At 33.8% G+C, this 26130-nt stretch carries 24 protein-coding genes; 5 read left to right on the forward strand and 19 right to left on the reverse strand.

The window, feature by feature from the left end; translation table 11 throughout:
* Window positions 1-246: 246 nt before the first annotated feature.
* Genes BLP44_RS14980 through BLP44_RS14995 form a run of 4 tightly spaced genes read right to left on the reverse strand, consistent with a single transcriptional unit; the run spans window position 247 to window position 2571 of the window.
* A complete protein-coding gene (locus BLP44_RS14980; protein ID WP_091134120.1) occupies window positions 247-1239 on the reverse strand; it encodes a hypothetical protein in 993 nt (330 codons plus the stop codon).
* A gap of 10 nt (window positions 1240-1249) precedes the next feature.
* The gene (locus BLP44_RS14985) at window positions 1250-1543 is read right to left on the reverse strand and encodes a hypothetical protein (protein WP_139159207.1); all 294 of its coding nucleotides are present in this window, start codon (window positions 1541-1543) and stop codon (window positions 1250-1252) included.
* A 35-nt stretch (window positions 1544-1578) separates the two neighbouring features.
* Window positions 1579-2241 carry a hypothetical protein gene (locus BLP44_RS14990; RefSeq protein ID WP_091134124.1) on the reverse strand — a complete coding sequence of 221 codons (663 nt, stop codon included), beginning with the start codon at window positions 2239-2241 and terminating at the stop codon, window positions 1579-1581.
* Between the two features lie 9 nt (window positions 2242-2250).
* Entirely contained in the window at window positions 2251-2571 is a 321-nt protein-coding gene (locus tag BLP44_RS14995; protein ID WP_244511786.1) for a hypothetical protein, read from the reverse strand.
* Window positions 2572-2973: 402 nt separating this feature from the next.
* Here BLP44_RS14995 and BLP44_RS15000 point away from each other — a divergent pair, with 402 nt between their 5' ends.
* The 4 genes from BLP44_RS15000 (at window position 2974) to BLP44_RS23055 (ending at window position 8539) form a co-directional block, all read left to right on the forward strand.
* On the forward strand, window positions 2974-3720 hold the full coding sequence (locus BLP44_RS15000; protein ID WP_091134128.1) for a LytR/AlgR family response regulator transcription factor: 747 nt from the start codon (window positions 2974-2976) through the stop codon (window positions 3718-3720).
* Window positions 3720-5642 (forward strand): histidine kinase, encoded by a 1923-nt coding sequence (locus BLP44_RS15005; RefSeq protein WP_091134130.1) that lies wholly within the window; start codon window positions 3720-3722, stop codon window positions 5640-5642. The genes BLP44_RS15000 and BLP44_RS15005 overlap by 1 nt, the downstream gene beginning before the upstream one ends.
* 225 nt (window positions 5643-5867) lie before the next feature.
* Window positions 5868-7037: a hypothetical protein gene (locus tag BLP44_RS15010; protein WP_244511787.1), complete on the forward strand. Its 1170-nt coding sequence runs from the start codon at window positions 5868-5870 to the stop codon at window positions 7035-7037.
* Window positions 7038-7090: 53 nt separating this feature from the next.
* Window positions 7091-8539, forward strand: coding sequence for a hypothetical protein (locus tag BLP44_RS23055; protein WP_211516885.1), 1449 nt, complete (start codon window positions 7091-7093; stop codon window positions 8537-8539).
* A gap of 517 nt (window positions 8540-9056) precedes the next feature.
* On the opposite strand, the gene BLP44_RS22980 is transcribed toward BLP44_RS23055, so the two are convergent.
* Window positions 9057-9257 carry a hypothetical protein gene (locus BLP44_RS22980; RefSeq protein WP_170830241.1) on the reverse strand — a complete coding sequence of 67 codons (201 nt, stop codon included), beginning with the start codon at window positions 9255-9257 and terminating at the stop codon, window positions 9057-9059.
* A 341-nt stretch (window positions 9258-9598) separates the two neighbouring features.
* On the opposite strand from BLP44_RS22980, the gene BLP44_RS22985 reads away from it, so the two are divergent.
* A complete protein-coding gene (locus BLP44_RS22985; protein ID WP_170830249.1) occupies window positions 9599-9751 on the forward strand; it encodes a hypothetical protein in 153 nt (50 codons plus the stop codon).
* 500 nt (window positions 9752-10251) lie between these two features.
* Here BLP44_RS22985 and BLP44_RS15030 read toward each other — a convergent pair whose 3' ends face one another.
* The 14 genes from BLP44_RS15030 to BLP44_RS15095 form a co-directional block, all read right to left on the reverse strand.
* The gene (locus BLP44_RS15030) at window positions 10252-10566 is read right to left on the reverse strand and encodes an NTF2 fold immunity protein (RefSeq protein ID WP_091134137.1); all 315 of its coding nucleotides are present in this window, start codon (window positions 10564-10566) and stop codon (window positions 10252-10254) included.
* A gap of 13 nt (window positions 10567-10579) precedes the next feature.
* Window positions 10580-14068 carry a DUF6443 domain-containing protein gene (locus tag BLP44_RS15035; RefSeq protein ID WP_091134139.1) on the reverse strand — a complete coding sequence of 1163 codons (3489 nt, stop codon included), beginning with the start codon at window positions 14066-14068 and terminating at the stop codon, window positions 10580-10582.
* A gap of 15 nt (window positions 14069-14083) precedes the next feature.
* Window positions 14084-17482, reverse strand: coding sequence for an RHS repeat protein (locus BLP44_RS15040; protein WP_170830250.1), 3399 nt, complete (start codon window positions 17480-17482; stop codon window positions 14084-14086).
* A gap of 170 nt (window positions 17483-17652) precedes the next feature.
* Complete coding sequence (locus tag BLP44_RS15045) at window positions 17653-18789, reverse strand: type II secretion system F family protein (RefSeq protein ID WP_091134143.1); 1137 nt, start codon at window positions 18787-18789, stop codon at window positions 17653-17655.
* Window positions 18779-19255: a PulJ/GspJ family protein gene (locus tag BLP44_RS15050; protein WP_091134145.1), complete on the reverse strand. Its 477-nt coding sequence runs from the start codon at window positions 19253-19255 to the stop codon at window positions 18779-18781. The genes BLP44_RS15045 and BLP44_RS15050 overlap by 11 nt, the downstream gene beginning before the upstream one ends.
* On the reverse strand, window positions 19237-19581 hold the full coding sequence (locus tag BLP44_RS15055) for a hypothetical protein (RefSeq protein ID WP_091134147.1): 345 nt from the start codon (window positions 19579-19581) through the stop codon (window positions 19237-19239). The genes BLP44_RS15050 and BLP44_RS15055 overlap by 19 nt, the downstream gene beginning before the upstream one ends.
* Window positions 19569-20858 (reverse strand): hypothetical protein, encoded by a 1290-nt coding sequence (locus BLP44_RS15060; RefSeq protein ID WP_091134149.1) that lies wholly within the window; start codon window positions 20856-20858, stop codon window positions 19569-19571. The genes BLP44_RS15055 and BLP44_RS15060 overlap by 13 nt, the downstream gene beginning before the upstream one ends.
* Window positions 20855-21340 (reverse strand): hypothetical protein, encoded by a 486-nt coding sequence (locus BLP44_RS15065; RefSeq protein ID WP_091134151.1) that lies wholly within the window; start codon window positions 21338-21340, stop codon window positions 20855-20857. The genes BLP44_RS15060 and BLP44_RS15065 overlap by 4 nt, the downstream gene beginning before the upstream one ends.
* A gap of 4 nt (window positions 21341-21344) precedes the next feature.
* Window positions 21345-22289, reverse strand: coding sequence for a cell wall anchor protein (locus tag BLP44_RS15070; protein ID WP_244511789.1), 945 nt, complete (start codon window positions 22287-22289; stop codon window positions 21345-21347).
* 12 nt (window positions 22290-22301) lie between these two features.
* Window positions 22302-23246, reverse strand: coding sequence for a hypothetical protein (locus BLP44_RS23060; protein ID WP_211516886.1), 945 nt, complete (start codon window positions 23244-23246; stop codon window positions 22302-22304).
* The gene (locus tag BLP44_RS15080; protein ID WP_139159208.1) at window positions 23247-24185 is read right to left on the reverse strand and encodes a hypothetical protein; all 939 of its coding nucleotides are present in this window, start codon (window positions 24183-24185) and stop codon (window positions 23247-23249) included.
* 5 nt (window positions 24186-24190) lie between these two features.
* Entirely contained in the window at window positions 24191-25111 is a 921-nt protein-coding gene (locus BLP44_RS15085; RefSeq protein ID WP_091134155.1) for a hypothetical protein, read from the reverse strand.
* A complete protein-coding gene (locus tag BLP44_RS15090) occupies window positions 25101-25706 on the reverse strand; it encodes a hypothetical protein (RefSeq protein WP_091134157.1) in 606 nt (201 codons plus the stop codon). The genes BLP44_RS15085 and BLP44_RS15090 overlap by 11 nt, the downstream gene beginning before the upstream one ends.
* Window positions 25696-26127, reverse strand: coding sequence for a hypothetical protein (locus BLP44_RS15095; protein ID WP_091134159.1), 432 nt, complete (start codon window positions 26125-26127; stop codon window positions 25696-25698). The genes BLP44_RS15090 and BLP44_RS15095 overlap by 11 nt, the downstream gene beginning before the upstream one ends.
* Window positions 26128-26130 lie beyond the last annotated feature (3 nt).

The following is a 26130-nucleotide window of genomic DNA, read 5'->3' on the forward strand; positions in this document are numbered from 1 at the left end:
AAATTGACTAATAATGATTTTTAGAAGGAGAAATAAAATACATTTTTGGGTGCAATAAAGTCCTGAAAATATATTTTCATGGTTTTTTTAGCCATAAAAAATATTTTCTGTAAAAAAAATATTAAAAAAATGAGAATAAGATGTTTACTGCAAAAACGGAAGTTTAAAAAGTGCAGTTGGTGTTGATTTGCTTAAAATACGTTTAGGAAACCCAATTAGTTTAAAAAGAAGCTTTTGAATAAAGTTTTAGGGTTTATAAGGATATAAATCTTTTAACGGAATGATGATGCCATTTTTAGACATTTCACATTCGGCGTAAGCGTTTTTATATACCTTAAAAATGAATTTTATATCGCTTGAAGATACGCCTTCATTTAATTTTCTAAAAGCGCTTAAAACTTCAATAGGAGACAATTCATATTGAATATTATATTTCTTTTTCTTTTTATCCTCCCAATAGATATAAAATATTTTAGGAATGCTGCGAATTGCAGCAGCATCAGCATCTTCTGAAAGTTCTATTCGGTCGTCTTTAAATGAATATGCATAAAAACTTGCCAACACATCTTGTTCTTCCATTTCAACTTTTGAAGACCATTTGTACTGATTTTGAAGTAAATCAGCATAATCGGTTATATTTTCAATGCTTTCAAAACGATTGTATTTTTCGCCTAAAGATTCTTCATAAACTAGCAGATCCAACTTTCCCGCGATTTCTTTAGCCATAAATGTTTCCAAAAGCTGAGGTTCTGTATTTTCTTTAGGAATTATTTTTAAAAGGATTTTGCCTTTAGGCAGTATTTCTAAAATTAAAATAGGTACCACATCTTTTTCGGTAACCAAATTTTTCATTTTTTTATAAGGAACCAGAGTTTGAAGCTGATAAAATTTGCGTTCGTCTACAGAGAAATATTTTAGTTTAAGAGAATCGGGTAAAAGCTCTTCCTGCCAGATTTTGAAAAAAATAGAATTCTCACTTTTAGCGCTGGTTACTCGTTTTGATTCAGAATCGATTTCACTTTTAGAATCGTTGAAAGTATTATAAAAAGTGGCATCTATAATTTGAATGATATTTGAATTTTCTGCTGTTGGATTTTCTAAACTGCTATGAATTTCAGCATTCCAAAACATTTTGTCTTGCTCTTTATTTTTAAATCTGGTGGCAAAATAAAGGGCGATTACGGCAACCAGAATTACAGCCAAGAAAATGTTGATATAATCGAGTTTTGTATTATTCATGGTCGTTCTATTAATGTTGATATGCTTTTGCTAAAGCTCCTAAATATGATAACACTGCAAATACCATAATTGAAACAATTACTAGAAATATAGAAAAGTATTTGAATTCTTTTTTATACGGAATATTGGTGAAAAATATCGAAATTAAAACTGAAATTGCAGGAACTGTAAAGCAGAATAATGGCATAAGTGCGCCCCTATAGGCAGAAGAGTTTGATATTAAATTTATATAATCCATATAATAATACAGCACGATTTCTATGCAGAACAATAAAATAATGGTTAGGAATGGATTGTTTCTCATGTATAAATGATTTGGATTTTTAAATATAATAAATGTTATTTTTCATTCTGATTAATTTGCGAATAGATTTTGCCTTTCCAAAACAGCGGTTTATCTGGGTTTTCGGGATGTTCAAAAATAAAGTCAAATTTTGCTTTTAGAATTCCATTATGCCATAAATCCCTGTCAATTGTAATAATACCTTTTTTGCAAGCATATATTTGCTTTCCTATTGGACCCGAAATGCTATTTAACTCGATTTCAGGAATACATTTATCCTTTGTTATTTTCAGAATCAAACTGCTATGAGTTGCGATATTTTTATTGGTAAAACAATAAATTGTATCTCTACTGATTCTTTTAAAGCTTATAAAATTTGCACCTGCCCATTCATAACTGTTTGTTTTAGATTTAATCGAATGAAATAGGTGAGTGGTATCTACAAGCTGATAGAATTTTGCCAAAGAATCTTTATAAATTTTTCCATTCTCATCTTTCATCCTCTCTGTTTCCGTCGGACAAAGTCCGTCACAGCTTAATTGCCCAAAATCATTTCGATAAACTCCTTCTGGATATTCCCAATTTTTTGCAAATGAAAAATCGCCTGATAGGTTTTTCTGCCAATTGATTTTAATTTCTAAGTTTTTATTCTTTTCAATTGACGAACTGCCAGATAAAAAGATGAATATTAAAAAAATATATGTAAAAAACTTTATCATTGGAGATTATTATTTGGATTTTATAAATGTGAGATACTTTTCACCGCATTGCGTAAAATGCACATATTCGTTCATTGCATTTCCGTAATTCTGAATTTGTATTGTGTCGGTATCATATATGCCGTCAATTTTTCCAAAGTTCAAATAAAGAGTATCATCTTCATTATGTTTTCCAACCTTACCTTTTGAAATGATTTTATTCCTATCGAAAATTAAAAATGAATATTCTCCAGCTTTCTTTTCGATTTTAATTTTAAACCTAGAATTTTCGCAAGATGTCAAAACATAAATTCCAGCAATTTCCTGATTGGCATCGGAATATGAAACCAAAGATTGCTGTTTTTGTAAAACATGTACAAAAAGAAAAAAGCTCGAGAGAAGAATAAATTTTTTATAAATCATGATTCTTAAATAAAATAGTAAACGGATAGTACAAAAATGAAAATAAAAGATTTACTGATTTCAGCTAATATAAATTCGTTGAAATTCTGAGGAGATTTGCAATGTTCTTTTTTAAATGTGCACTCAAATTACTTTTTGTGTTTGCTTGGACTTAAGCAAAAACCATTTACAGAGAAATAAAAAAATATATCGAAAGTATAGCATTTAAAACATTGAAATAAAAAATTATATATTCGTACTGCAAATTTTGATCTTTATAAAGAGACAGTTTCCAAGAGCTTTTTTTATCTGGCTTAAAATTTCAATTTGTAAAACTGTTATTTCCTAAATATGAACAAAATACGAACCTTAATAATAGAAGACGAACCAGCAATTAGAAAAGAGTTGCAATGGTTAGTCTCGCAAGAAGATTCTCTAAAACTTGAAGCGATGGCAGGTTCGGTAAACGAATCAGTACAAATCTTAAAAAATACAGAAATCGATTTGATTTTGATGGATATTCAGCTTACAGATGGTACGGCTTTCGATATTTTGAATCAAATAGAAGTGACTTCTTTTCATATTATTTTTATTACCGCTTACAATCATTTTGCAATAAAAGCCATTAAGTATGGTGCGTTGGACTATCTTTTAAAGCCTATAGATAATGATGAATTTGTAGCAGCGATACAAAAAATCAAAAAGGTAAAACAGACCGATTATTTGAATCAGATTAATCTTGTGAAGGAATATAGTTCAAGAACGATCGATATGAGTTCCAGAATTTGCATCACATCTTTAGACTGTATGCAAATTGTTCGTCTCAATGACATTGTACATTTGTCTGGCGAAGGATCTTATACTCAAATTCATTTGGAAAACAAGAAAGTAGTAACGGCTTCTAAACCCTTAAAATATTACGAAGATATTCTTCCTGAGGACTTTTTCATAAAAACCCATCAGTCTTATATTGTCAACAAAGATTTTATAGATAAGTATATGAAAACAGGCATCCTTGTCATGAAAAATAACTCCGAAATTCCTGTAGCGACTCGCAGAAAAGAGTTTGTGATAAATCATTTAAATCCTTTGAGATAATGAAAAAAACATTACTTTTTTTGCTGCTGACTGTTATTTCTTGTCAGCATAAATCTGAAAAAGTGTCGATTCATCCAGAAAAAATGCTGGAATCATTGCAGGTAATCAGCGATAGTTTAGATCAAAATCCAGAAGCAGATAAACTGGCTTTCTGGTCAGGCAAACTCAAAGAAAAAGATTTCTCAAAAACAGGTTCGGCTTTAGCATTCATACATTACAATCTGGCAAAAAACCTAGTAAAAAAAGACATTGACAGTGCCAAACAGCATATCAATTTTGCTTTAGGTTTGGTAGAAAAAGAAAAAGAATTCAACGCCCTAAAATTTACCATTTATAATGGAGCGGGTTTAATTTCAGAACTTGAAGGAAAGTTTTATCAGTCGGTTTATTATTTCAATAAATCTGCGGCAATCATTATGAATGACGATTCGCTAAAGTGCAAACCAATGGCAAAAGTTATCTGTTTGCTAAATGCAGCTCAGGATAATAATAAAATCAGCCAATATCAAAAATCAATCGAACAGAATCAGCTGGCCTTAAAAATTTTAAAAGGATTGCCTGAGGATAATTACAAATATAATTTTAGGGCTTATTCGCAATTGTTTACCGCCTGTGAAGAAAGCAATATTTATAAGCCAGATTCGCTTCTTTTTTACATTAAAAAACTCAAACAGATTTCATCAAAAACAAATGAGCCGATGCAGGTTAGATTTACTAATGAGCATATGGCACATTATTATTTGTTAAACAATCAGTACGATAAGGCGATACATCATTACAATTTGGTTAAAGGATATGATGAAGAAGGTCTATTGGCAAGTCCTGAAAGTCCTGTCATGATTAAAAATCTTTACACCACTATTGCCAACCTAATCGATCTATATGTTCATACCAAACGTTTTCCTGAGGCAGAAAACTTAATTAAACAAGCTGATAAGATTGAAAGGCAGCATTTGCAGCTGTTGTCTTATTATGAAAAATGTCTGAACAAAAAAGCCAAAATGCATTATTATTTTGCGAAAGGAAATAAAGAAAAAGCTCTAGAAGAAGCAGATGAGATATTGGCACTTAAAGATAACATTCTCAGGAATTCGGGTATTCAGGCTACAGAAGAAATGGCTACGATATATGAACTTCAGGCCAAAGACAGGTCTATTCATGGATTAAATAAGGCGATTGATAATACTGAGAATCGTCTTGAACGAAATCAATTACTGTTGCTTATTGTGGGGTTATTATCATTATTGGCCATTTCGTGGATATTTTTGCTTTATTTTTTCCAAAGACAGAAAAGGCAAAAACAAGAAAAAGAGAAAATTTTATTGCAGCAGCAATTGCTGAGAACGCAAATGGAACCACATTTTATTTTTAATACTTTGTCTGCCCTGCAAAGTTTTATCAGATTTGACGAAAAAGAAAAATCTATAAAATATTTAAGTCAGTTTAGCCGATTGTTGAGAAGCAGTTTAGAATTAAGCCGTAAAAATTATGTGCCTCTCGACCAAGAAATCGAAGCAATAGAAAACTATCTGAGTTTGCAGCAGATGCGCTTTGAATATACGTTTGCCTACAACATAATCGTACCCGATACGGATACTTCTGCTTTATTGATACCTCCAATGCTGATTCAGCCCTTTGTCGAAAACGCTATTATTCATGGAATAGGAAGTCTTTCTGATAAAGGATTGATAACACTGGAAATCGCCGTGGAAGAAAATCAGATCGTGGTGAAAATTACAGATAACGGAAAAGGTTATCAGGATAAATCGAATGCTGATTCCGATCATCAGTCTTTATCGGGGACTATAGCCCGAGAACGTTTGGAGATTTTGGCTAGAGAAAACAAAATCAAAACCAATATAGAAATTACTTCCAATGACAACGGAACTATAGTTTTACTGACACTTCCTCTTAAAAACTAAAGACGCCCGTACGGATTTATAAAAAACCTTTACAAATATTCAATTACAGCATACGGATTTATATCAGTTCAAATCCGTATGCTTATATTTTTCAAATTTGTCTTAAAAAAGATAAACAATAAGAATTTGAAAGCTAAAAGCAATTTAATCGGCGCGGTGCTCTGTTTACTTTTATTGACCGCATGTTCTAAAAAAATACTAACTGATAATCCCGAACCCGAGGCAATGCTTTATGAAATTAACCATAAAAACGATGTGAGTTTGGTATTCTTCGACCACAATCAGGGAAGTGGTTTAGAAAAGCATTTAAATATCTATCAACGATTTGCTGAAGCTTTTGACACCATTCAGGATGTGCATGTGTTTCATGTCAAGGAAGATTGCGTAATCGAGTTTAGGAATTATGGCTACTATTATTTCAATAACCAAGATTACAAGCTAAAATCGGGAATGATATTGTCCAATGGTGTCGATAAGCCGATTCTTGTAACCAATCCGGATAAGTATATTGAAACCTACGAATCGTATTTTAAAGTTCCCTTTAATGACAAAGTGTATTATAGCAAATTGCGAAAAGCAGAAATCGCGGAAAGGCAGAAAGAATCAGAAAAAGAATTAAAATCAAAATTTAAAGTGGATCAGAACTATGCTGATAATTTGATGCAAAATTCAAATGTTTCTTATTATCCAAAGCCCAATGTTTTTTTGAGCTGTTCTGCAGGAAAGGTAACAGCAAAAGCGTATAAAGACAGTTCCAAAACTGCAAAAAGTTTTATGCAGTTAGAAACGCTGTATGATAAAAACGGACAAATTAAACAATACTCGACCATTATTAATGGCGTTTTGTATTCCGACGATCTGTATTATAGAAATTCATATCATTTGATTGACAGTATAGTGCGAAGAAATGAAAAGGGAGAAAAATCTAAGGACGTTTTTAAATATGGCAAAAAACAGTTCAGCATCATTTCTGTTGATGAAAAAAATGTGATGATTGCCAAAGTGTTTCATTTGAATGACAAATTTCAGTGTGCAAAGATTGAAACAGTAAATGGGAGCGGAGATGTGGTTGCGATCAGTTTTTGTGAATATGATGATTTGGGAAGAATTGCAAAAGAAGTCAATGCAACGCAGAGACTGGTTTATGAATATAAAAACGAACAGGAAGTTTTGAATTCTAAAATGAAAATTTACAACATAATGGACAATACATTACTTTCTGAGAACATGCGATATTCAGAGGGTAACAAAGACATTTTTATATCGAAGGAAAAAGATAAGATTTTATCGAAAACTATATCATTAAATGATTCTAATGGCTGTGCTAAAATGATATACAATTACAATTCTGATAATAATTTAAGCGAAGTGTATGAATATTCATATGAGAATTAATTCTTTAATTTGAATAGTAAATTATATTCAAGTAAATATTTCAAAAAAAAAATATGCGTGTTATATTAATCTTTTTTATGTTTTTATCGTCTGCGGTTAGATGTATTTCGCAGGAATCTCAGATTTATTCTCTTTCAAAAAAAGAAAAACTTTCTACAGAAGCGTATGAAGTTTTTAGAACCAATAAGTTTTTGAATTTTAAAGATAAAGACAGTCTAATCGAAAATATTGAAGGTTCTGTTTATAAGAAAACCAATTTGAATACATTTTTCCAGTATAAGAAAGATTGGGAAAAAATTCAGAAAGAGGATACAGCTTCTTATGCTAAAAAAGACAATGCAAAATATGCGTATAAAAACAATGCGATGATTGAAACTTATTTAGAATTTGGAAGTTACAACGTTCGAAAAGAAATAAAAACGGTTTACAATCCGAAAAGTTTTGTCTTATTCCACGAGAAAAAATATTTTGTGGGAGAAAACTACAATCGTACTGAAAGCATTGTTAATGAATACGATAATCAAAACAGGGTAATTAAAACTATAAAACGAACTGAGTATAGCAAAAAAGAAAATAATGAAGAATCGATAATTACGGCTAAATACGAAAATAATACCGTGACTATTTCAAGTAAAAATGGAACTATTGTCTGTGAATTAATCAGTAATAAAAATCTTTTGGAGAAAGAATCTTTATTAGCGTTGCCTTTTGATTATTATAAATATATGGAAGAATGTTATTTGGAAGAAAATGCAAAATGCAATGAAAAGTATCCGCGAGTAAAAGGAAACGAATTAAAATCAATAACGAATATTATTCATGCAAAAATCAATAAAAACAATCCTAATGTTGTATATAGAATAGATAATGGAGGATTGCCATTTCAGACGTATCTTGTAAATATTCGAGATGAAAAAGAGGATTATTTTCTAAATCATTTGATTCTAAATGTAAAAGATCAAGAACTGATTTCGAAGCAGCTTATTGCAACTGAAGCAGACGGAGAAGTTCCAGAAGATGCAAATTATTCTGCCAAATCGTTTGTAATCAATAAAGATTTAACCATAAGTATTTTTGAAATGCAGTTTTCCAAAATTTATAAAAAGCTGAATGAGGGTTATAAAATTACCCCTGAAGGGAAAATCATAAGTTCTAAAACCAGATCTGAAAATAGGAGAGAAGCTAATTCTTGGTCAGGGAGATACACTTTTAAGAGAACAAATAAAGATGAACTGGTAACCAGTTTTTCAATAGACATAAAAAGTCTAGACGATATTGCCATTGTTTACATTGGTGATGGAGAAAAACCAGAATTGTATAAAAATCTTAAGGCAGAAAATATGGCTGAGGATAAAATTAAAATAGTATTCAATAAAAAGTATAATGAACTTGGAATTATATACATTCAAAAAAATGATAAGCAGTATATAATCTCAGGAGAGTCAATAGCAAACATTAATCCAGGGAATGATGAGTATCCGCTTAAGAAAGGGAATTTTTAAGATAAAGGAATATTTAGAATACTTATTTAACTGGCTTTGTGAAGTCACCATTCAAACATCTAAACCTAATATTCAAATGTCTCAGACTTTAAAATAAAACTTCATAATATAAAATTCTGCCAAGATATAAATGGAAAAAAGTCGTAGACTTTTGAGATGTTGTGTTCAATATGGCAAAAAAAACGCAAAGTCAGAGACATTTGCGCAGCTTTTCAGTTGAACTTTCTGGGGAGCTATGGAAATTAACCTAGCTGTGTGATGATTGAGAACTATTTACGTAGCATGGATTGATAGCGAGATTAGTAATCTCAAAATTTAAAGGTCTTCATAAAACTTAAATAATCAAAATAAGCGTTAATCGTTTAAAGTAAGATTAACGCTTATGTATTTAAAAAGGGATTTAATATTCTTTTTTTCTAACTAATAAGATACTTTATAAACTTACTCACTAAAGTAACATAATTTCATCTGTAGGCAATATTTCCTGCATTGGCAAAGACTACCTTTATGGGAAGGTTCAGATGGTTGTAAACGATGGAAGTGATGTTTTTATTGGCATCGGATACCATGTTCCGTTAAGGTCATAGGCATAGTCATAGCATGCATTGGCTCCGTCAATGAATCCCAAATCCTTGCGGCTGTTGCTGGCAACTTTGGTTAGTTGGTTGATGTTTATGCTAAAAAACAAGCCTGATCTCAATACTCTAAAAAGCAGCAAACCCCGCCATTTGGTAGGGGGGCTTACTATTCCTTTGTCGAGTTTCTTTGCGGGCACGGAAAAAATTTCCGCGCTATCGTTGCGCATATCCGAGCTATCGGGTTGATTTTGCAATTTGAAAAATAGATCTTGTTTCGTAAAAACATTCTTATTATTAAGGCTACACAAATTTCTCCGACTTTATATCATCTCACTTTCTTTGAAAAAGAAATATCTAAAAGCTATTAACTTTAATATCAAATTGAATGTAGGTTAAGATATTTACAAATTTAGGTTTTTAAGAAGTAATCGTAAAAAGTCGGAGACTTTTTATCAGGTTTACAATTTCTAAGGCAAAAAAATTGCGCAAAGTCAGAGACATTTGCGCAGCTTTTCATATGGAACTCTTCGGAGAGCAGGGGATTGAAAAAATGCAGGAAAATGATAAATCTGTAATCAAAACTCTAATTGATGCCTTCATTACCAAAAAGAAAATCCAGCAGTTAGCACAATAAAACAACTCTGTAAAACATAAAAAAACCACTGATTTCAAGTGGTTTTCTTGTTTTTAAACGATTCCGGTTTTCTAAGGTTTCAAAAGAAAAACAAAACTTCCAAAGCCAAAGCCAAGCCGACGCTCTGCCCATGCTTCTCCCAAGCTATGTTACATAATAAGTCATTATAGTGCAGGCCCTGCGGGTGCGCTCCGCCCTTCACTATAAACTCATTATGTAAAATATCCGCCCCCCAACGCTCTGCCAGCCAACGCCACTGCCAACGCACTAGGTTAGTATATTATTTTGTTCAGTCGCCACAAGGGCTATGCTTGCTTTTTTTAAAAGAATGCCTCAGAGCTTTTTGCTTTGATTTACTTTTATTAAAAAGGCACTCTTTTAAAAAATCAAGCCGATTTCTCATAACTTTATAAATGCAGAAAACCTCGCCCCCGGCGAGGTTTCTGATTTATATGCTTTGTCGATGTTCTTTGCTGATGACTTTCGCAAAGTAGGTAATTTTATTTTGTATGTGTTACGCGTAAAATCTTACAATCCTTTTTCTGAATTTCAATTATCGGAATACCACCAAGTTCATCTAAACCAATAGAGCCTTCTATATGCCAGATGTTACCATTAATTAGTTTTGCAGTAAAAGGCCTTTTCGTAAGTACTTCATTTCCATAAATTGGAATCAATATTGTTTCTGCAATTTTTATTGCAGTTTCTTCATTTGGAACATAATTAATATCTCCTGTTGGTTTTATTGTAGTACAAAAAGTAAAACAGGTAGTTAAAAAAAACATTAAAATAAATTTGTAATTAATTACTTTCATTTAGTGTTGATGTTTAGTTAGATTTAATTTGAGAAGCTTTTATCTCTACAGGTTTAATTTCAACAGGCTTAGGTGTTATAGTTGTAACAGGCACCATTGCATCTTTTGTATTTAATCTTGAAGGATGTTTTGGATCACTAGGCATCGCAGTACTTAACAATGTTATTTTATCCGTCTTAACATCGTATTTTTGAAAAGAACCATTTGGCGTTGCAACATATACATCTAAGTTTTTTCTTTCAGCTAGTCCCATATCTCCTCGACTTTGTGCATCGCCAGCAAGTCCAGAGAAATTATCATTATCATACAATACACCGTATGCACCATGGGTGTGTGCCATTGCTTCCTCACTAGTTCCTGCAGGAACAGTAACTTTGCTTGGATTTACGCCATCAGGACCTCCTTCGACTGGTTCTGCATATGAATATATAGTATTTCCACTGTTATCACTTGTACTATAAACTTTGGTTGCAAATTCACGATCTTTAACAATTGAAACACCATTGTAATTTTGAGAAAAATTTTCAGCAGCAGCATCTTTGCTCTTATATGGAAAATATGGCTCAAGCCCTTCCAATTCTCTAGCATCGATTACACGGTTACCACTAAAAACATATGGTGCCCAATCACGATATTTTTCAGTTAGAGGGTCAATACTCATAAATCTTGCGATGGCCGGATCATAATTTCTCCACTTAAAGCTGTCCCAGTTCAAGCCCAGCTCATCCTGACGCTCTTGTCCTTGAAACTTGTACTTTAAAGCGCTGTTTGTTGACGCAATTGCACCATTGTAACCCATATGCTTCATCCCAAAAGGATAGTAATTGTTCTCCTCCTGAATGGTCAGGTTCTTGTCGTAGCTCAGACGTATGTTGCCCAAATGGTCCTTGTACTGGTACACATATTTGTATGTGCCTGCAGATGGCTCAACATAACCTTCTGCGGTTGGGAAAAACTTCAGCACCCCGTTTTCGTACTGGTATCCTCCCAGATAATCGGTTGTTATGGCAGCCTTTCCTGTTTCGCTTACAATCTTTTTCAATTTCTGCCCTGCAGCATTGTAAATGTAGGCAATATTTCCGCTTGCCGCAAAAGTTACCTTTACGGGAAGGTTCAGATGGTTGTAGGCAATGGAAGTTATATTTTTATTTGCATCGGATACCATGTTTCCGTTGGCATCATAGGCATATTGGTCTGCCGCGTCAGTCTGCGCGATCTGGGTGGTAAACCCAAAGTAATTGTTTCCTGCTTCCTTAACTCTTTTCAGCTGGTTGCCATTATAGGAATAAGTCATGTAATCCATCCATTCTAAGTTTGCTTGAGAAACCACATCTCCAGAGCGGTGGAGGAAAGTGATGTTGCCGTTCTTATCGTATTGCAGCTTTTCAAAATAGCTTGAATTCTGCGCCGCTGACGCACTGTTTCTGAAATCGGCATTTATAAGCCTGTTAAGCTTATCATAGGCATAATTATAGCTTCTGAGCACACTTTCAGAATTGGAAGTCTTCCAGTGTGTCTGGCTTATGTTTCCATTGTAGAGCGCATCGGCTCCGGCTGAAGGATTCTCATAGCTGATCTTAAAGGCAAAAAGATCCTTAGGGTCTCCAGGCTTTGCAAGAGAGGTGACATCGTTGATTCCCGCCAGCCATCCGCGGATGTTATAGCTGTAATTGACATTCTGGGCACTGTTTCCTACCTTTTTGGAAATGAGCTGCCCCAGCTCGTCATAGGCGTTCTCGGCAATAACCTCGACTGTCCCGCCATTTATCTGATGGGTCTGCACCAGAAGGCGGTCCTGCGCGGAGTAGATGAAGCCGTCTCTCGTGGTAAGCTCGGCATCGGAAGCCGTTCTTTTATGCCTTGTGATGCTGTATTCCGTTTTGCCCGAAAAATCAAGTTTGGTGTCGGTACAGGTATATCCTCCCAGATGGTTTGATGTCCATACCCTCACCGGCCTTGCCTTATCGTCATAGATAGTGGTTGAGGTTTCTCCCAAGGCTTCGGCGCTTGAAGTGAGCACCCTTGTCCATGATCCCGATGCGAGACCCTTAACCTGAGGGGATATGTTCTGGCCTTCCAGCATTGCAGGCACTGCGGCAGCGCCAGGGAAAGCGTAAGTGTCGTAATAGCTTACCGAAAGGAGCCTGAAAGATGCAGGAGCCACAGCATTGGTGTAATGGGCAGGCACTCCGTCCAGGGTTCCCGAAGCCGTTCTGGCCTCATTAATGGCAGATGCGCCGTTCTGCGCAGCCTGCAGTGTGACTCTTCCCGCAGCATCAGCCGAGGCATGCTGCGCCCATCCGGTATAGACTGCGCGGCCGAAAGCATCGTATTTGGTGATGGTCCATCCCGTGCCGTTCCCATCAGGGAAAGGCGAATTGGCAGGGCCTGTGGCCACAATTCGGTCCAATTTGTCATAGACCATAAACTCCCACTGTTTTCCTGGCAGCTTCTTCTCGGCCAGCCTGTTTCTGTGGTCGTATCTGTACTGGTAGCACAGATCGTTTAAGAGGGTCTGGGTGCCATTGTCGATCATAGCCGAAAAGACGCTTCCAGCCTGCGCATGGAATCCCGGCAGCAGGGTGATGGAATTTGAAGCGGTCAGATTCAGGGTCTGTCCAGGCGCGACCACAGCCGTAGAGGTGATGTCGGCCTGAATGCCTTGAGAACCGTCAATGAGGTCGGAAGCCTTTGGAGGAATCACATAGGTTAGGTTTCCGTAGATGTCATAGACATAATAGGTGTCGTGTTTTGCCTGGGCATCATAGGTTCTTTTGAGCACAATCTGCCCTTCCTTGTTTTTGAACTCAACGGTCGATCCGTTTATTTCAGATGGAGCAGCAGCCGTATTCTCGTCATAGGTTACGGTTTTATAGAGCTCATTGGCGCTGTAGTAGCCATTGGCGACAAGGGAAATGCCATACAGTCCAGATGCGGAATTCCATTGCGTGGCGGCAGAGAACAGCCTCACCTCATTGGCGGCATTGGCCTGGTAGTCCATTTTTATTTCATGGCCCGATCCCGAATACCAAGCGTTTCCCGGAGCGGCCTGCTTGAGCACGCGGCTGAGCGGAGAAGCCTCAAGCTCCTTTCTGCTGAAGGGATAGGAAGTGGCTTCCATAGCGGGATTTCCGTTAATGGCAGGATTTGGATTTGCATAGTATGAAGACTGTTTGGCTTTGGCTGAAGGGTCAAAAGCCATGTCTGCCGTTTCTGCCTTAAACGGCAGGTATTCTTCTGCCTGCCTTCCGAAGCCGTCGTATTCGATATAGGTGATGATGTCCTTCCCTGAAGCCGACTGCTGCGAGGCGTTCTGCTGCACGGGCCTTCCCAGTCCGTCAAAATAGGTCGTGTTCTGCGATGCCTGCTGGATGGTTGGGGATGCTATAGGTGTGGCGCTCGGCACCTTGTATTTTACGGTCTTGATGTAGTTTTCGCTTTGCGTCTGGCCTGATGCCATAATAGGAAACAGAGCCAAAAGGAATTTTATTGCGTTTTTCATGATGCTTTGGTCCGGTTAGTTTTTATAATGGTACTGGTTCTCTGAAAGGATGTTTCCTGCATTGTCCCTTACGGATTCTAGCCTTCCGAAGCTGTCGTAGGTGTAGGTGGTTTTATCTCCTTTAGGATCTGTGATAGTGCTTACTCCGACCAAAGGAATATAGGTGTAAGTGGTCACCATGGCATTTGGAAGAGCATTTCTCAAGGCGTTTAAGGCTGAGATCAGATCGGCTTCGTTTCCTGTATTGGAAAGGTTTTGGATATTTGCGGCATAAGGCTGAACTTCGCTGTAAGAGGCATTTTCGATCTTGGCTACTGGCTGGGTTTTGTTGTATCCCCAGATGATGGAAACAGGAGCGCCGTTTTCAGGAGCATATTCCAAAACATTTCCATTTCCGAAAGCAACTCCGTTAATTGCATCAGTGTCATATAAAGTAAATTTTACTTTACGATTAGCGTCATTAAAAGGAAAAGTTTCTACTAATCCTTTTGAAGAATGGATTTCTTTTGGAAGAAGTACACCGCCAGTAGTACTGCTCAGTTCATATTTTGTATTAGATTCAGATGTTTGTACATTGTTTACAAAAGTCTCTGTTTTTACAGGCTGGCTAATCTTGTTTTGGTTTATCAGAGTCTGCATTTCAGCCGTCTGTTCTGTTGAAATCAAATCTTGAGGATAACTTAACTGTGTTCTTAAGGTTTTTGATTTGCTATTGACAGTCTCAGTTTTAGTTAGTTGATGATGAATCGGGTTTTCATAACTGTAAGTTGTAATTTTTTCATTTGTAGGATTCTCATTTTCATCATAATCTGTTTCTATTGTTTTGATTATTTGCTTTTTGCCCTGCGAAGTCTGACCAACCGCGTAATAAAAAATACCAGTATGAAAATCAGCTGATTGATTATACGGTAAATAAAATGAGCTAAGTTCGTCTCCTGGAAAAATTGCTGATGGAAAATTGTTAAAAACAATATTATAGGGTAGTGTCGATTGTTTTGATATTGTATATTGATTTGTTATACTTTGAACTAATTTGTAGGTGTTGACAGTTGTACCGTTTTTGTATATATTTTTTTTCAGCAATGAGCCTCGGTTCCATTGGTCATTTTTATAAAACGCAAAATCGGATAAAAATGACAGTGGTAAATAAATGTTTGCAACAAATTCCCCATTATAATTGTAAATAGGATTAAAAAACGGACTTTTAAATACAGTAGGAAGACTGTTGGCATTAATATCAAATAAACGTTCTATAGGAATATTTTCAAATATATATTCTGTTTTGCCATTATTTGAGTTTGTATTTGTACTAAAATCAAATTCTGTTACCTTACCATATGTAATAGCTGGACTTCCACTAGTATTATTGTCAAACACCGAAGAGGTTGAAAGAATAGAAACTACATCAGATTTCGACTGTCGAACGAACATTCCTCTTACAAAACAACCATTTCCTTCTCTAACAATTACATTAGGATCTTCATATTGGAACAATTTGGTAAATGCAGGGACAAGGTTATTTTTTCCATCGTAATTTTTTATTGACTTAATTCTTAATCCTCCAATAAATTTAACAGTAGGTACAGTGGTACTGCCAATGTTTTCTTTCCATGAAGCAGTAATAGTAGTTAAAGGACACCCATAGGCACCAATCTGACCAGATCTATATTCTTCTGCAGATAAAGTATGGGTAAAATCTCCAAAATTTTTGTCATATTCAAATGATCCTCCAGCCGTAAAAGGCAATGGCCTCTGCCACATTTCACTATCATATTTAACATTTGTAATTCCGCCAGATTCTTGTGTAGCTGGCATAAAAGAGATATTTAATTTTCCACTACCTTGTACATAATTTACTGGTGTAAAGGTTGTAGTTTTTGTATTTGGACCATAATTTGAATTACAGCCACTACCGTAAACCACTACTGAAGCACTTTTAGGAACTACATTAAATGTAGTAACATTTTCCATATATCTATTGGTTTCATATTCAAAAACAGAATAGCCACCTTCTGGATAAGTAATTTTTTGTAAAATTCCTGATTTCATTAAGTTTTCATCAGCAGATCTATTGCCATTACCAATCGAATATGTAACATTGTTGTTAGCCCATTCTGAGTCTCGCTTGACAACTGTTGGAGGTGATAAACTCCCTTGATTTGCATTAATATATCCCCAATAGTCTTTTTTTGTAGTCCCCCTTTGAGGTAATGGAGTACTTTCATATTCAAATTTATGACTTACATTTAATAGATTGTTTGTTAGCTGATTTAGTTTTAATGATTTAGTTCTACTTTTTGTATTTCGCTCATTATAGTAACTTAAAGGTATAAATGAATCTACCAAAGGTCCACCAGATCTGGAATAATAATCATAAATAAAACCATATTCAGTAATCAAATTTTTTGTATTTCCTTTTAAAGAAAAAACACTTATTTTATCTAATTTGTATTCATCAAGTAAATCTTGTCTGTCTTGGGAAGATATAAATTCTATCATTCCATTATTAAAATTTATAGTACTTAAAAACTGTTTGTTTGATCGCGTTACATCGGATATAATTGTTTTTAAGATGGGAGGTGTAATAGCTCTAATTGTATCTGTTAATTGTTCACCAATAGGTATTGCATAATCAATAGAATTATTTAATGGTTTATACGTAAAAGATATAATATCATTAGGGTTTTTACTGTTTGGCGGAATTATTTCAGTAAGATACCAAGTAGAAATATAATCTGGTTTGTTAATACTCGTATTATTATAAATAAGCTCATTAGCATTATAGCCATTTATACTCTGTCCAAAGCGGTAAGTTGTTCCATCGTCTTTTGTTATTTCTAAACTTAATGTATTAATTAATAATTTATTATTTGTTGAAGAAGTCTTAACAACGGTGTTTTGTAAATCTCTAAATACAGCTTGACCATTAACAAAATAAAAAGTGCCTGATAAGCCAGGTGCGTTTACAATAAATTCATCATAAGCCGAATCTGTTCCAGGAGTACCAGCTCCAGCATTGTAAGGATTAAACTGATTGTATAAAGTATTGTAAGCTAAAGATGTAAAAGGAGAATTGGTAATATCAGGTATTGGTGAACCATTATCTGGAACTCCTTTAACATTTCGCACAACTGCTCCTCCAGCATTTAAATTCCATCCTAAACCTACCCATGAAGCTAGTTCATCTAGTTGAATTCCAGCACTATTATAACTTATGTCAATAGGTACAGTTAATTCCTTTGTTTTAATGGTGTAAAGAGGAATACTAATGTTGATTTTTCCTGTTGAATAATCGACAGGAAATAATCCTTGTTTTGCAAACGAAGCTGCGTTAGGACTTACTGGAAAATAATTGGGAATATCCTTTGTGACTTGACAAAAAATGGAGTTGGGTAAAACTAATGCAAGTAGCATTAATTTATAAAAAGTAGTTTTAAACATGTTAGTTACCGATATTTATAAATATTGAAAAAGTAAGTTTTTATTTATAGGAAAACACAATAATAAGTTAAATTTTGTAATAAAAAAGAATGATTCTTAAAAGATATTAACAAAAATATATTCATAAATTTATTTGTTTTGTGTTATCCTATCGCACTGCTTAGTTGGAACATAGGCAAATACATAGCAACTAACAAAACTGCCACTAAAACCCCAACAAAAAGAATGATAAATGGTTCTAAAACAGTTGTCATAACTTTAGATTGCTGTACTACTTCTTGGTTGTACTGTTCACTAAGCTGTTTGAAAACATATTCGGTTTGGTTGGTTTCTTCTGCTACTTTTACAAGCGATATGATTCGATTATCAAAAAGAGGAGTATTTTTTAAACTTGAACTCAAACTGTTTCCTTTTAAAATGCTATTCTCAACCTGTTCTAGGGCTTCCTGTAGAGGAACAAACTGAATCATTTTTTTTACCATTTGTATACTATTCAATAGCGGTACTTTAGCAGTTGTTAGCAAGGTTACAGCCTGTGTAAATTGTGCCAGATAGACTTTTGTCATAAATGGGCCTAAAACGGGAATTTTTACGAGAAAAAAGTGAAGCGTTTTTTTATACTTGTGGTTATCTTTAAAAAATTGGGTAGAGGCAATAAAAGTAATAAGTCCTAATAAAAAATACAAGCCATACGTTTTAGTCCACACCGATAGTTTTACAATAAATTGAGTTAAAACGGGTAGTTCCATATTATTTTGTTTAAAGATATCTTGAAACATTGGCACAACATAACTCAACATAAATATAACAACCAATACGGCAGTACTTAATACGATAGATGGGTAGGTGAGGGCAGCCACTATAATTCTTTTCTGCTCGTTTTTACGTTCAAAAAAATGACCTAATTCTTCGCATACTTGAGCCGTAGTTCCTGTTTCTTCACCAATTTGAATAGAATAATATTCGTATTCTGTAAATGATTTTGATGTTCGTAAAGCATCAGAAAATGGCTTTCCGTTTACTACATCATTTAAAATAGTTTGAATTAAAACTTTGTCAGCGCTTTTTTTTAATGATTCAATAATCAGTGATAATCCCTCTTTAAAACTAACCCCTGCTTTGAGCAGTACGGCTAGTTCGAGGTAAAATGCCTGCTTTTTTTTATTGTTGAAACTTTCACCAAAAAGCGTTATCTCTTTTTTTAATAAGTTTTCAATACTACTTGAATCCTTTGGCTTAATAGTTCTTTTGTTTGGGGTATTTTCTATTTTAAAGGCCATCTTCCTGATTCATTAAAAGGGTTAAATCATTTTTTTTCGAAACAAAAATCCGATAATCTGGTAGTTCTGTTTCTGCAGTTATTGATAAAGCATCTATCGGTCCAGAACTTATTTCTTTTCCTCTAAACAAAGCTTTGTTTGGAATAATTTTCAGCTTAATAGTATCAAGATTTCTCATGCTGAATTTCTCTTGAAAAGAATAGGTTGTAGTGTCTATCTCTGAAACCATTATGAGAGTTTGTTTATTACCGTCATAAATAATAGTGTGCGTTTCATTAAAATCCTGCCAAAGTTTTTGCTCAAATAATGCCAATGTGCTTGTTTTTTCAAAATTTGCTTGAATACTATGAATTTGCTTCTGAACAATTCTTAAAACACTAAAAGCCATTCCAACAACAATAGCAGTTATGATCATAACCACTATTAGCTCAGATAATGTAAATGATTTTAATTTTCTTGGAGCCATATAATTTGTTGTTTCTTGATTTCCTTTCCCGATACAGTATTAAATGCTGAAATAGAAATTATTTTTTTTGATGAAATAGTTTCTAAAGCAATATTGATATTCCAGTCTTTAAAATTTTCCTGATAAGGGAGTCTAATAATATTGTTTTGAATATCGTACTCTAGTTCATTTATTCTAGTCTCAATGCTATGAGTATTTTTTGAGAAAGTATTAAAAACCAGATTATTTAATATTAAGCTAGAAATAATAAATATAATGACAACCAAAACGGTTGCAACAACCGCTTCAATTAGTGTAGCCGATTTTATTTTTTTTAATAAAGCCATTTCAAAACAGTTTTAGGTTCTTGTTCGAAAATGATGCTGCCATAGATTTCAGGAATATTCTCGTTTTCAATAGTTGCATTATAGATGTGGTTGACAAAAATGGACCCCGCTTGATTGGCTGTAAATTGCTTTGTATAAACCGAGCCAGAAACGGTTCCTCGTATATCAAAATTTCCATTGCAATAGACTTGTCCCTTTATTTTTGAATCTTTTTCTAAAATTAGTTGAGTCAAAAAATCCGATTTTTCTTTTGTCTGCAAATAAATTACACTTCCTCTTATATTGCTTCCTGTATCAATAAAAATTTGATTATCTGGTGTGCTACTATAATTGGCATTTTCAGTTATACTGTTTTTATTATCCTGAAACAGCATCAATGCCGAAGGATAAGATAAATTACATTTTTTACCCACTACAATTTTTCTTGATGCAATTGCCTGAAAACATCCTATTGTTTCATCTTCGATTTCGATAATTGGTGCTATTAGAATTAAATCTTTAAGTAAGGCCGTTTTTTTTATTTTAATGGAAATTTCAGATTTAATTATAATATTTCCAGAAAGCATTTTGTTTTCTATTGTTATCGGATTTTCTGAGTAAAATCCTTTTGTTTCGTTTTTAAAAGAATTGGTAATCTTTATACTAGACCCTAAGTTTATATAGCTTTCTTGGTGTTCTATTTTATATTCCTTTAAATAAAAATTGACAGCATCTAGAAATGTTTTTTCAAGCTTTGGAAGTTCAGAAGTGCTTTTCTCAATTTTCCCATAAATTAACTGAGAACCGTAATAACTGTTTCCAGCAATGTAACCAGAGTTTACCCCTTGACTTGGTAAATAAGCAGTCCCCTTTATTTTAGTATTTCCAACGACAGAAAGTCCGTTGTGTGTTTCTTGCAAGTAAAGAGTAGGTGATTTATCAGCTGTTAGTAAAGATCCTATAATAGCAGTTTTGATGAATCTTTTTTTTCTGTATTGGGTAATTGTAATTCCTTTTTGAAATACTCCCCATTGAGACAGATGTGTTTTAATAATCTGATTTTCTTTTTTAAGAAAATCTATTTTGGCAGTATCAATATTTAATTCTTTCTGCTCTAAAAGAGACTGAATTCCGATATCAGCAATCTGAATATTTTCAATGGCTCCTTTAGACTGTTCTTTCATATAAATAAATGTATAGGCATATAAAACTAAGCCTGCCAGCAAGAGAGCGATTAAAACAGCAATAAATACTGTAAATTGCAACGCACCAGATTTTATTTTGAGTTTTAATTTCAATCCTGAAGCATTATAATATTAAGATTGCCTTTATATTTGACATATACAGATTCTTTATCGCCAGACTTTAGAAAAACGTCATTTTCAGTATCTCCAATTTTCATATAATAGTTTTTGCCATCAATAATCAGCATATAGATGGTGTTTTTTCCTTTTGAATCAGCAATTGAGCCTTTATAAGTGATTTTAGGCCACACTAGAGCTTCTGGCTGTTTGAAAGTTTTTGGAGAAACCGAATGTGTTTTTTTAGGCTTTGCATTGGTTTCATTAGCATACATTTTGCCTAAAAAAGGATCTCTATAATTGATATTAATATTAAAAGATTCTCTTTTATTAACTTTCATGGGCCTAAAAGTAAACTCTGGATTATCGGGTGCAGAAACTTTATCTGGATTTGTAAATGAAAAAAGCTGAAAAAGGACAGCTCCCCAAACTAATAAAACAAGAGGTAGTAAGATGTATATGTTTTTTTTGTTTTTCATATTTTTATTTCTGAGCAGATTCTTTCTCTAATTTTGCTACGCGCAAAGCTAAACTTTTTAATGATTCAATCTCTTTTGACTGCTCTTCTATTTTTTTATTCTGCTGAATAGAATAAAGTGTCAACTCTTCAATTTTCTGAAGTAGTTTAGCATTCATTTCTCCTAAATTGATTCCATTTTTCAAAACTTCTTCTTCGCTTGGAATATTTTCTAAATGCCCTTTTTCTGTAATATGCTTTTCAACTTCCTCAAGTGTTGGCAAATTGTATTCTTTTTTGAAAACAAAATCAGACCAATTTTCCATATCGACTTTTACTTCTTGTGAGTGTACGGTTCCTTTTACGTCTAGTTTGTTTTTGGGGTTAATCATGCCAATTCCTACATTGCCTCCATCAGCTTGAATTATCAAATCACTCCATGCGTTTAATAGAGAATTATGTGCTCCAAACCATGCTTTACCATTATATTCACCCATTACGATAGCATTTAAGTCTCCAGATGCAACAATTCGACCGCGCCAAGTAGCATTAGATGTTCCATTTTCTTTCACATGTAATCTGGTTTGGAAACCAATATTTTCAGTGCCAATACCAACATTCCCATCAATATTTGTCATTAATAATTGTTGCCATTTTCCCCATAGAGAATTTAATGGGTACGCTTTTCTATAAAAAATCCCACCATCATTAAAATTCAATTGATGATTAGCACCGCCTGAGTTGTCAGTATCTTCCCATGGTGCGATAGTTAAATTAGCTGAATACATACCATATCCAGGAGCACCTATTATACTTCGTTCTTTAAAATCTGCTCTAATCGAATGTTCAATAAAGTTAGGAGCATCATTAATTGATCTAGTGTCATTTATTATCAATGAAGTGGAACTTTGAGCATAGAATAAATTGAAAATACAAAATGCTAGTAATGGGAAAACGGTATTTTTTTTCATTAGTTATGACGTTTATTTTAGTTGCTCTTCAATTTTTAAAAGTCTTTCAGATAAAGATTTAAGAACAGTTTTTTCTTTTTCTAATTCTTCAATCTTATTTTCTTGTGAAGATATTTTTTTATTTTGCTTAATGATGTATAATGTCAACTCTTCAATTTTCTGAAGCAGTTTTGAATTCATTTCTCCCAAATTAATTCCGTTTTTTAGAACTTCTTCTTGACTTGGAATATTTTCTAGATGCCCTTTTTCTGTAATATGCTTTTCAACTTCCTCAAGTGTTGGCAAATTGTATTCTTTTTTGAAAACAAAATCTGACCAGCCATTCAAGTCTACTTTTACTTCTTTTGAATGTATTGTACCGTTTACATCTAGTTTATTCAATGGGTTTATAGTACCAATTCCAACATTTCCATTAAAATAAGCATTTCTATTTTGAAAAGTTCCAGTAGTTGTTGCATATGGATCTACAGTTGTTTTGTAACTATGAGCAGGACCATTATCTTCATTGTACGGAAGAGCGTTTTGAACTCCATCATATACAGTCGGGTTTACTGCATAATTTGATTTATAATAATAAGTTGTACCGCCACCACGAAGCCAAATAATGATGCAGTTGCAAGCTCCCTGTTCTGTGGCATCTCGCCAGCCCGCAATAAAATTAGAAATAGATCCTCTAGATGGTTTAATGTCAGCATCGATAAACTGAGAACCGTGTCCCCATCCTGTGACATGATATGTAAAAGAAGCCATTAACGAGCCTTTCCATGTAGAGTCTAGATGAATGTTGGCTCGCGATAAAATTAAATTTGTTGGAGTATTATTATTCCACCCTCCATCTGCAAATGTAACTGGGTAAAATTTGTCAATATCTCCGCCAACATTAAAATTGCCTGAAACTTGTCCAAAAACATATTTTGAACAAAGAATAAGTATGAATACAAGTAAAATCTTTTTCATTTATCGTTTACTTTCAATTTGTTGAATACGTTTTTCCATTGATTTTTGATTGTTTTTCAATGACTCATTTTCTCTGATTATTAAATCATTTTGTTTTTTCATTTCAATCATATATAAAGTCATCTCTTCAATTTTCTGAAGCAGTTTTGAATTCATTGCTCCTAAATTGATTCCGTTTTTTAGAACTTCTTCTTCACTTGGGATATTTTCTAAATGGCCTTTTTCATTAATATGTTTTTCTACTTCAGCCAAAGTTGGGAGATTATACTCTTTTTTGAAAACAAAATCAGACCAGCCAGTCATATCAACTTTTACTTCTTTAGAATGAACTGTACCATTTACATCTAGCTTATTCAATGGGTTTGTTATGCCAATTCCAACATTTCCATTATCCATAATGGTAAATCTATTATTGCACATTCCACTACCACAACCCAAATTATCATAAGCCCAAAATTGTAAACTATTTCCATAACCGCCTGTCATATTGTAGATTGCCCATATACTTGCAGTTTGATTTGCGGTCTTGGAAGGATTGTTTAATTGAATTTTTCCCCCTGTATCTGAACTTATAGAACTAATAACTGCACCAGTAAATAATCCGTTTCCGTTGACCTCTAATTTCTGAAATGGATTTGTTACTCCTATTCCAATATTTTTATCACTATTAATGGTTAAGGCAGAACCAGTAGTTCCATAATCTATATCCAGGAATGCTAAAGAAGCATTGTCTCTAGCTTTAAAATGCCATGGTCCACCTGTATGTCCATATGGTGTAATAGATAAGCGTATTGTTTCACCTGGAGTGCTAGGAGGAGCTATTTGATTTCCTAAATTTAACTTTGTATCAAAAGTAACTGGTCCAGTAGGAGGGTAGTTATTTTGGGAGTACAATGCTTGAAAGGAAAGTAGTATTATAAATATTTTAAAATTTTTCATTAGCATTAATTTATTTTTGATTTTAATGTTAATATTTCTTTTTTCATTTCAGAATTTTCTTTTTTCATTTCAATCATATATAAAGTCATTTCCTCAATTTTCTGTAACAATTTAATATTCATTTCAGATAAATTGATCCCGTCTTTCTTCATTTCTTCTGCAGAGGCAATTTCAGGAAGATGTTTATTTTCTTTGATGAATTTATCTACTGAATCTAAAGAAGGAAGATTATAATTTTTTTCAAAAACGAAATCGGCACCTGCATTTACGGTTACTTTTACCTCACGTGATTGGATGTTTCCTGCTACCGTTAGTTTTGATGTTGGATTTATAGTTCCAATACCAACATTTAAATCTTCATTAATTGATAAAGAAGGAGAAAAAATGCCATTATTATCTTTCCACCCTAATCTTAAATATCTATTGTTTGATCCAGCATAATTAATATTTGTTTTAATCTGTATAGCTCCGCTGTTTCCAGGACCAGATATTGTGCCGATTTCTCCATGTTGCCCCAAAAATAGATTGCCTGTGACTGATTGGTTTCCTGATAAATACTGGTCTCCAATAAATGTGTTTGTTCCTCGAGTTGCTAATTCTACCCAAGTAGAGTTTGATGTAATTAAAGTACTGGCCGCAATTTTTCTGAAAAACAACCGATCATTAACTGTTATTGAAGAGGCAATTTGTAATTGATGATTGTTATTTTGATCTAAATGTCTTGAAACAAATAGATGCTGCCAAGGATTACTGCTGTCAGGCGTTGAACCTATCGGATTTGTGCCGTTATAAACTCCAGACTTCAAGGGAGCTCCAAAATCTGGAGTGATTGGAGCAAACCCATCGCCAATTTGCTGTGAATACGAAATAATAGAACTTAGCAAAAATGCAACTATACTTGTTTTTTTTAATAGTTTATTTTTCATTTTTTAATAATTGACTTTTAAGATTTCTAATTTCCTCATTTTGTTTTTCATTTTCCTTTCTCATTTCAATCATATATAAAGTCATTTCCTCAATTTTCTGTAACAATTTAATATTCATTTCAGATAAATTGATTCCATCTTTTTTCATTTCTTCGGCAGAGGCAATTTCAGGAAGATGTTTATTTTCTTTGATGAATTTATCTACAGATTCTAAAGAACGAAGATTATAATCTTTTTCAAAAACGAAATCGGCACCTGCATTTACGGTTACTTTTACTTCACGTGAGGTAATATTTCCCGCTACAGTAAGCATAGAAGAAGGTTTTGCAGTACCAATGCCCACTCTTGCTGCATCCAAAACCAAGGGCTGGTTTCCTCCTCCTGTTTTTAAGAATACAGGGAAATCATTATCAATAAAATCAGGAAAGCGCGCTGTATTGCTTATCTCTAAAAATCGGCCGTCTCCACTGCCAATTCTGGCCGGAAAGAAATGAGATTTTCCATAAACTGTGAGCGGCGCACTAGGGGTATTTGTTCCTATACCCACATAGCCATTTGTGTTAAGGTGTAATTGATTTAGGTTTTCAACTCCCATTTATTTGAAAGGTATGTAAATCAATATTAGCATTCCAGCCTTTGCTGATTATTTTGCAGATGTCATTTGTATTTAAATCAAAAACTAAATTTGAATTTAGTTTTTTAAAATCTAATGTACCTGCTGGTGTTGAAGTTCCGATGCCAAAATTTCCGGAATAAATAAAGGAGTTTCCATTATCTTTAAAATAAACATTGTTACCAATCAAGGTTCCTCCTGCAAAATCTTCAGCATAATTTAATGCTAAAACATTATTGGGAGCATGTACAAAAGCTCTTCCTCCTGAACCTCTATCAGAATACTTAAAGGTAACATCAGCCATACCATTATAATAAAAGATATTGTTTCCGTTTGGGGAAATGATTTGTGAAAATGTTGTAAATGAGGTCAGAATAAATAGAATAGTGGTTACTTTTTTCATGAT

The sequence above is a fragment of the Flavobacterium anhuiense genome (assembly GCF_900101855.1).
Lineage (GTDB): Bacteria > Bacteroidota > Bacteroidia > Flavobacteriales > Flavobacteriaceae > Flavobacterium > Flavobacterium anhuiense.

Coding starts and splice junctions, on each gene's coding strand:
- BLP44_RS14980 (WP_091134120.1), bottom strand. CDS start 1,239: ATGAATAATACAAAACTCGATTATATCAACATTTTCTTGGCTGTAATT.
- BLP44_RS14985 (WP_139159207.1), bottom strand. CDS start 1,543: ATGAGAAACAATCCATTCCTAACCATTATTTTATTGTTCTGCATAGAA.
- BLP44_RS14990 (WP_091134124.1), bottom strand. CDS start 2,241: ATGATAAAGTTTTTTACATATATTTTTTTAATATTCATCTTTTTATCT.
- BLP44_RS15000 (WP_091134128.1), top strand. CDS start 2,974: ATGAACAAAATACGAACCTTAATAATAGAAGACGAACCAGCAATTAGA.
- BLP44_RS15005 (WP_091134130.1), top strand. CDS start 3,720: ATGAAAAAAACATTACTTTTTTTGCTGCTGACTGTTATTTCTTGTCAG.
- BLP44_RS15010 (WP_244511787.1), top strand. CDS start 5,868: ATGCTTTATGAAATTAACCATAAAAACGATGTGAGTTTGGTATTCTTC.
- BLP44_RS23055 (WP_211516885.1), top strand. CDS start 7,091: ATGCGTGTTATATTAATCTTTTTTATGTTTTTATCGTCTGCGGTTAGA.
- BLP44_RS15030 (WP_091134137.1), bottom strand. CDS start 10,566: ATGAAAGTAATTAATTACAAATTTATTTTAATGTTTTTTTTAACTACC.
- BLP44_RS15035 (WP_091134139.1), bottom strand. CDS start 14,068: ATGAAAAACGCAATAAAATTCCTTTTGGCTCTGTTTCCTATTATGGCA.
- BLP44_RS15040 (WP_170830250.1), bottom strand. CDS start 17,482: ATGCTACTTGCATTAGTTTTACCCAACTCCATTTTTTGTCAAGTCACA.
- BLP44_RS15045 (WP_091134143.1), bottom strand. CDS start 18,789: ATGGCCTTTAAAATAGAAAATACCCCAAACAAAAGAACTATTAAGCCA.
- BLP44_RS15050 (WP_091134145.1), bottom strand. CDS start 19,255: ATGGCTCCAAGAAAATTAAAATCATTTACATTATCTGAGCTAATAGTG.
- BLP44_RS15055 (WP_091134147.1), bottom strand. CDS start 19,581: ATGGCTTTATTAAAAAAAATAAAATCGGCTACACTAATTGAAGCGGTT.
- BLP44_RS15065 (WP_091134151.1), bottom strand. CDS start 21,340: ATGAAAAACAAAAAAAACATATACATCTTACTACCTCTTGTTTTATTA.
- BLP44_RS15070 (WP_244511789.1), bottom strand. CDS start 22,289: ATGAAAAAAAATACCGTTTTCCCATTACTAGCATTTTGTATTTTCAAT.
- BLP44_RS23060 (WP_211516886.1), bottom strand. CDS start 23,246: ATGAAAAAGATTTTACTTGTATTCATACTTATTCTTTGTTCAAAATAT.
- BLP44_RS15080 (WP_139159208.1), bottom strand. CDS start 24,185: ATGAAAAATTTTAAAATATTTATAATACTACTTTCCTTTCAAGCATTG.
- BLP44_RS15085 (WP_091134155.1), bottom strand. CDS start 25,111: ATGAAAAATAAACTATTAAAAAAAACAAGTATAGTTGCATTTTTGCTA.
- BLP44_RS15090 (WP_091134157.1), bottom strand. CDS start 25,706: ATGGGAGTTGAAAACCTAAATCAATTACACCTTAACACAAATGGCTAT.
- BLP44_RS15095 (WP_091134159.1), bottom strand. CDS start 26,127: ATGAAAAAAGTAACCACTATTCTATTTATTCTGACCTCATTTACAACA.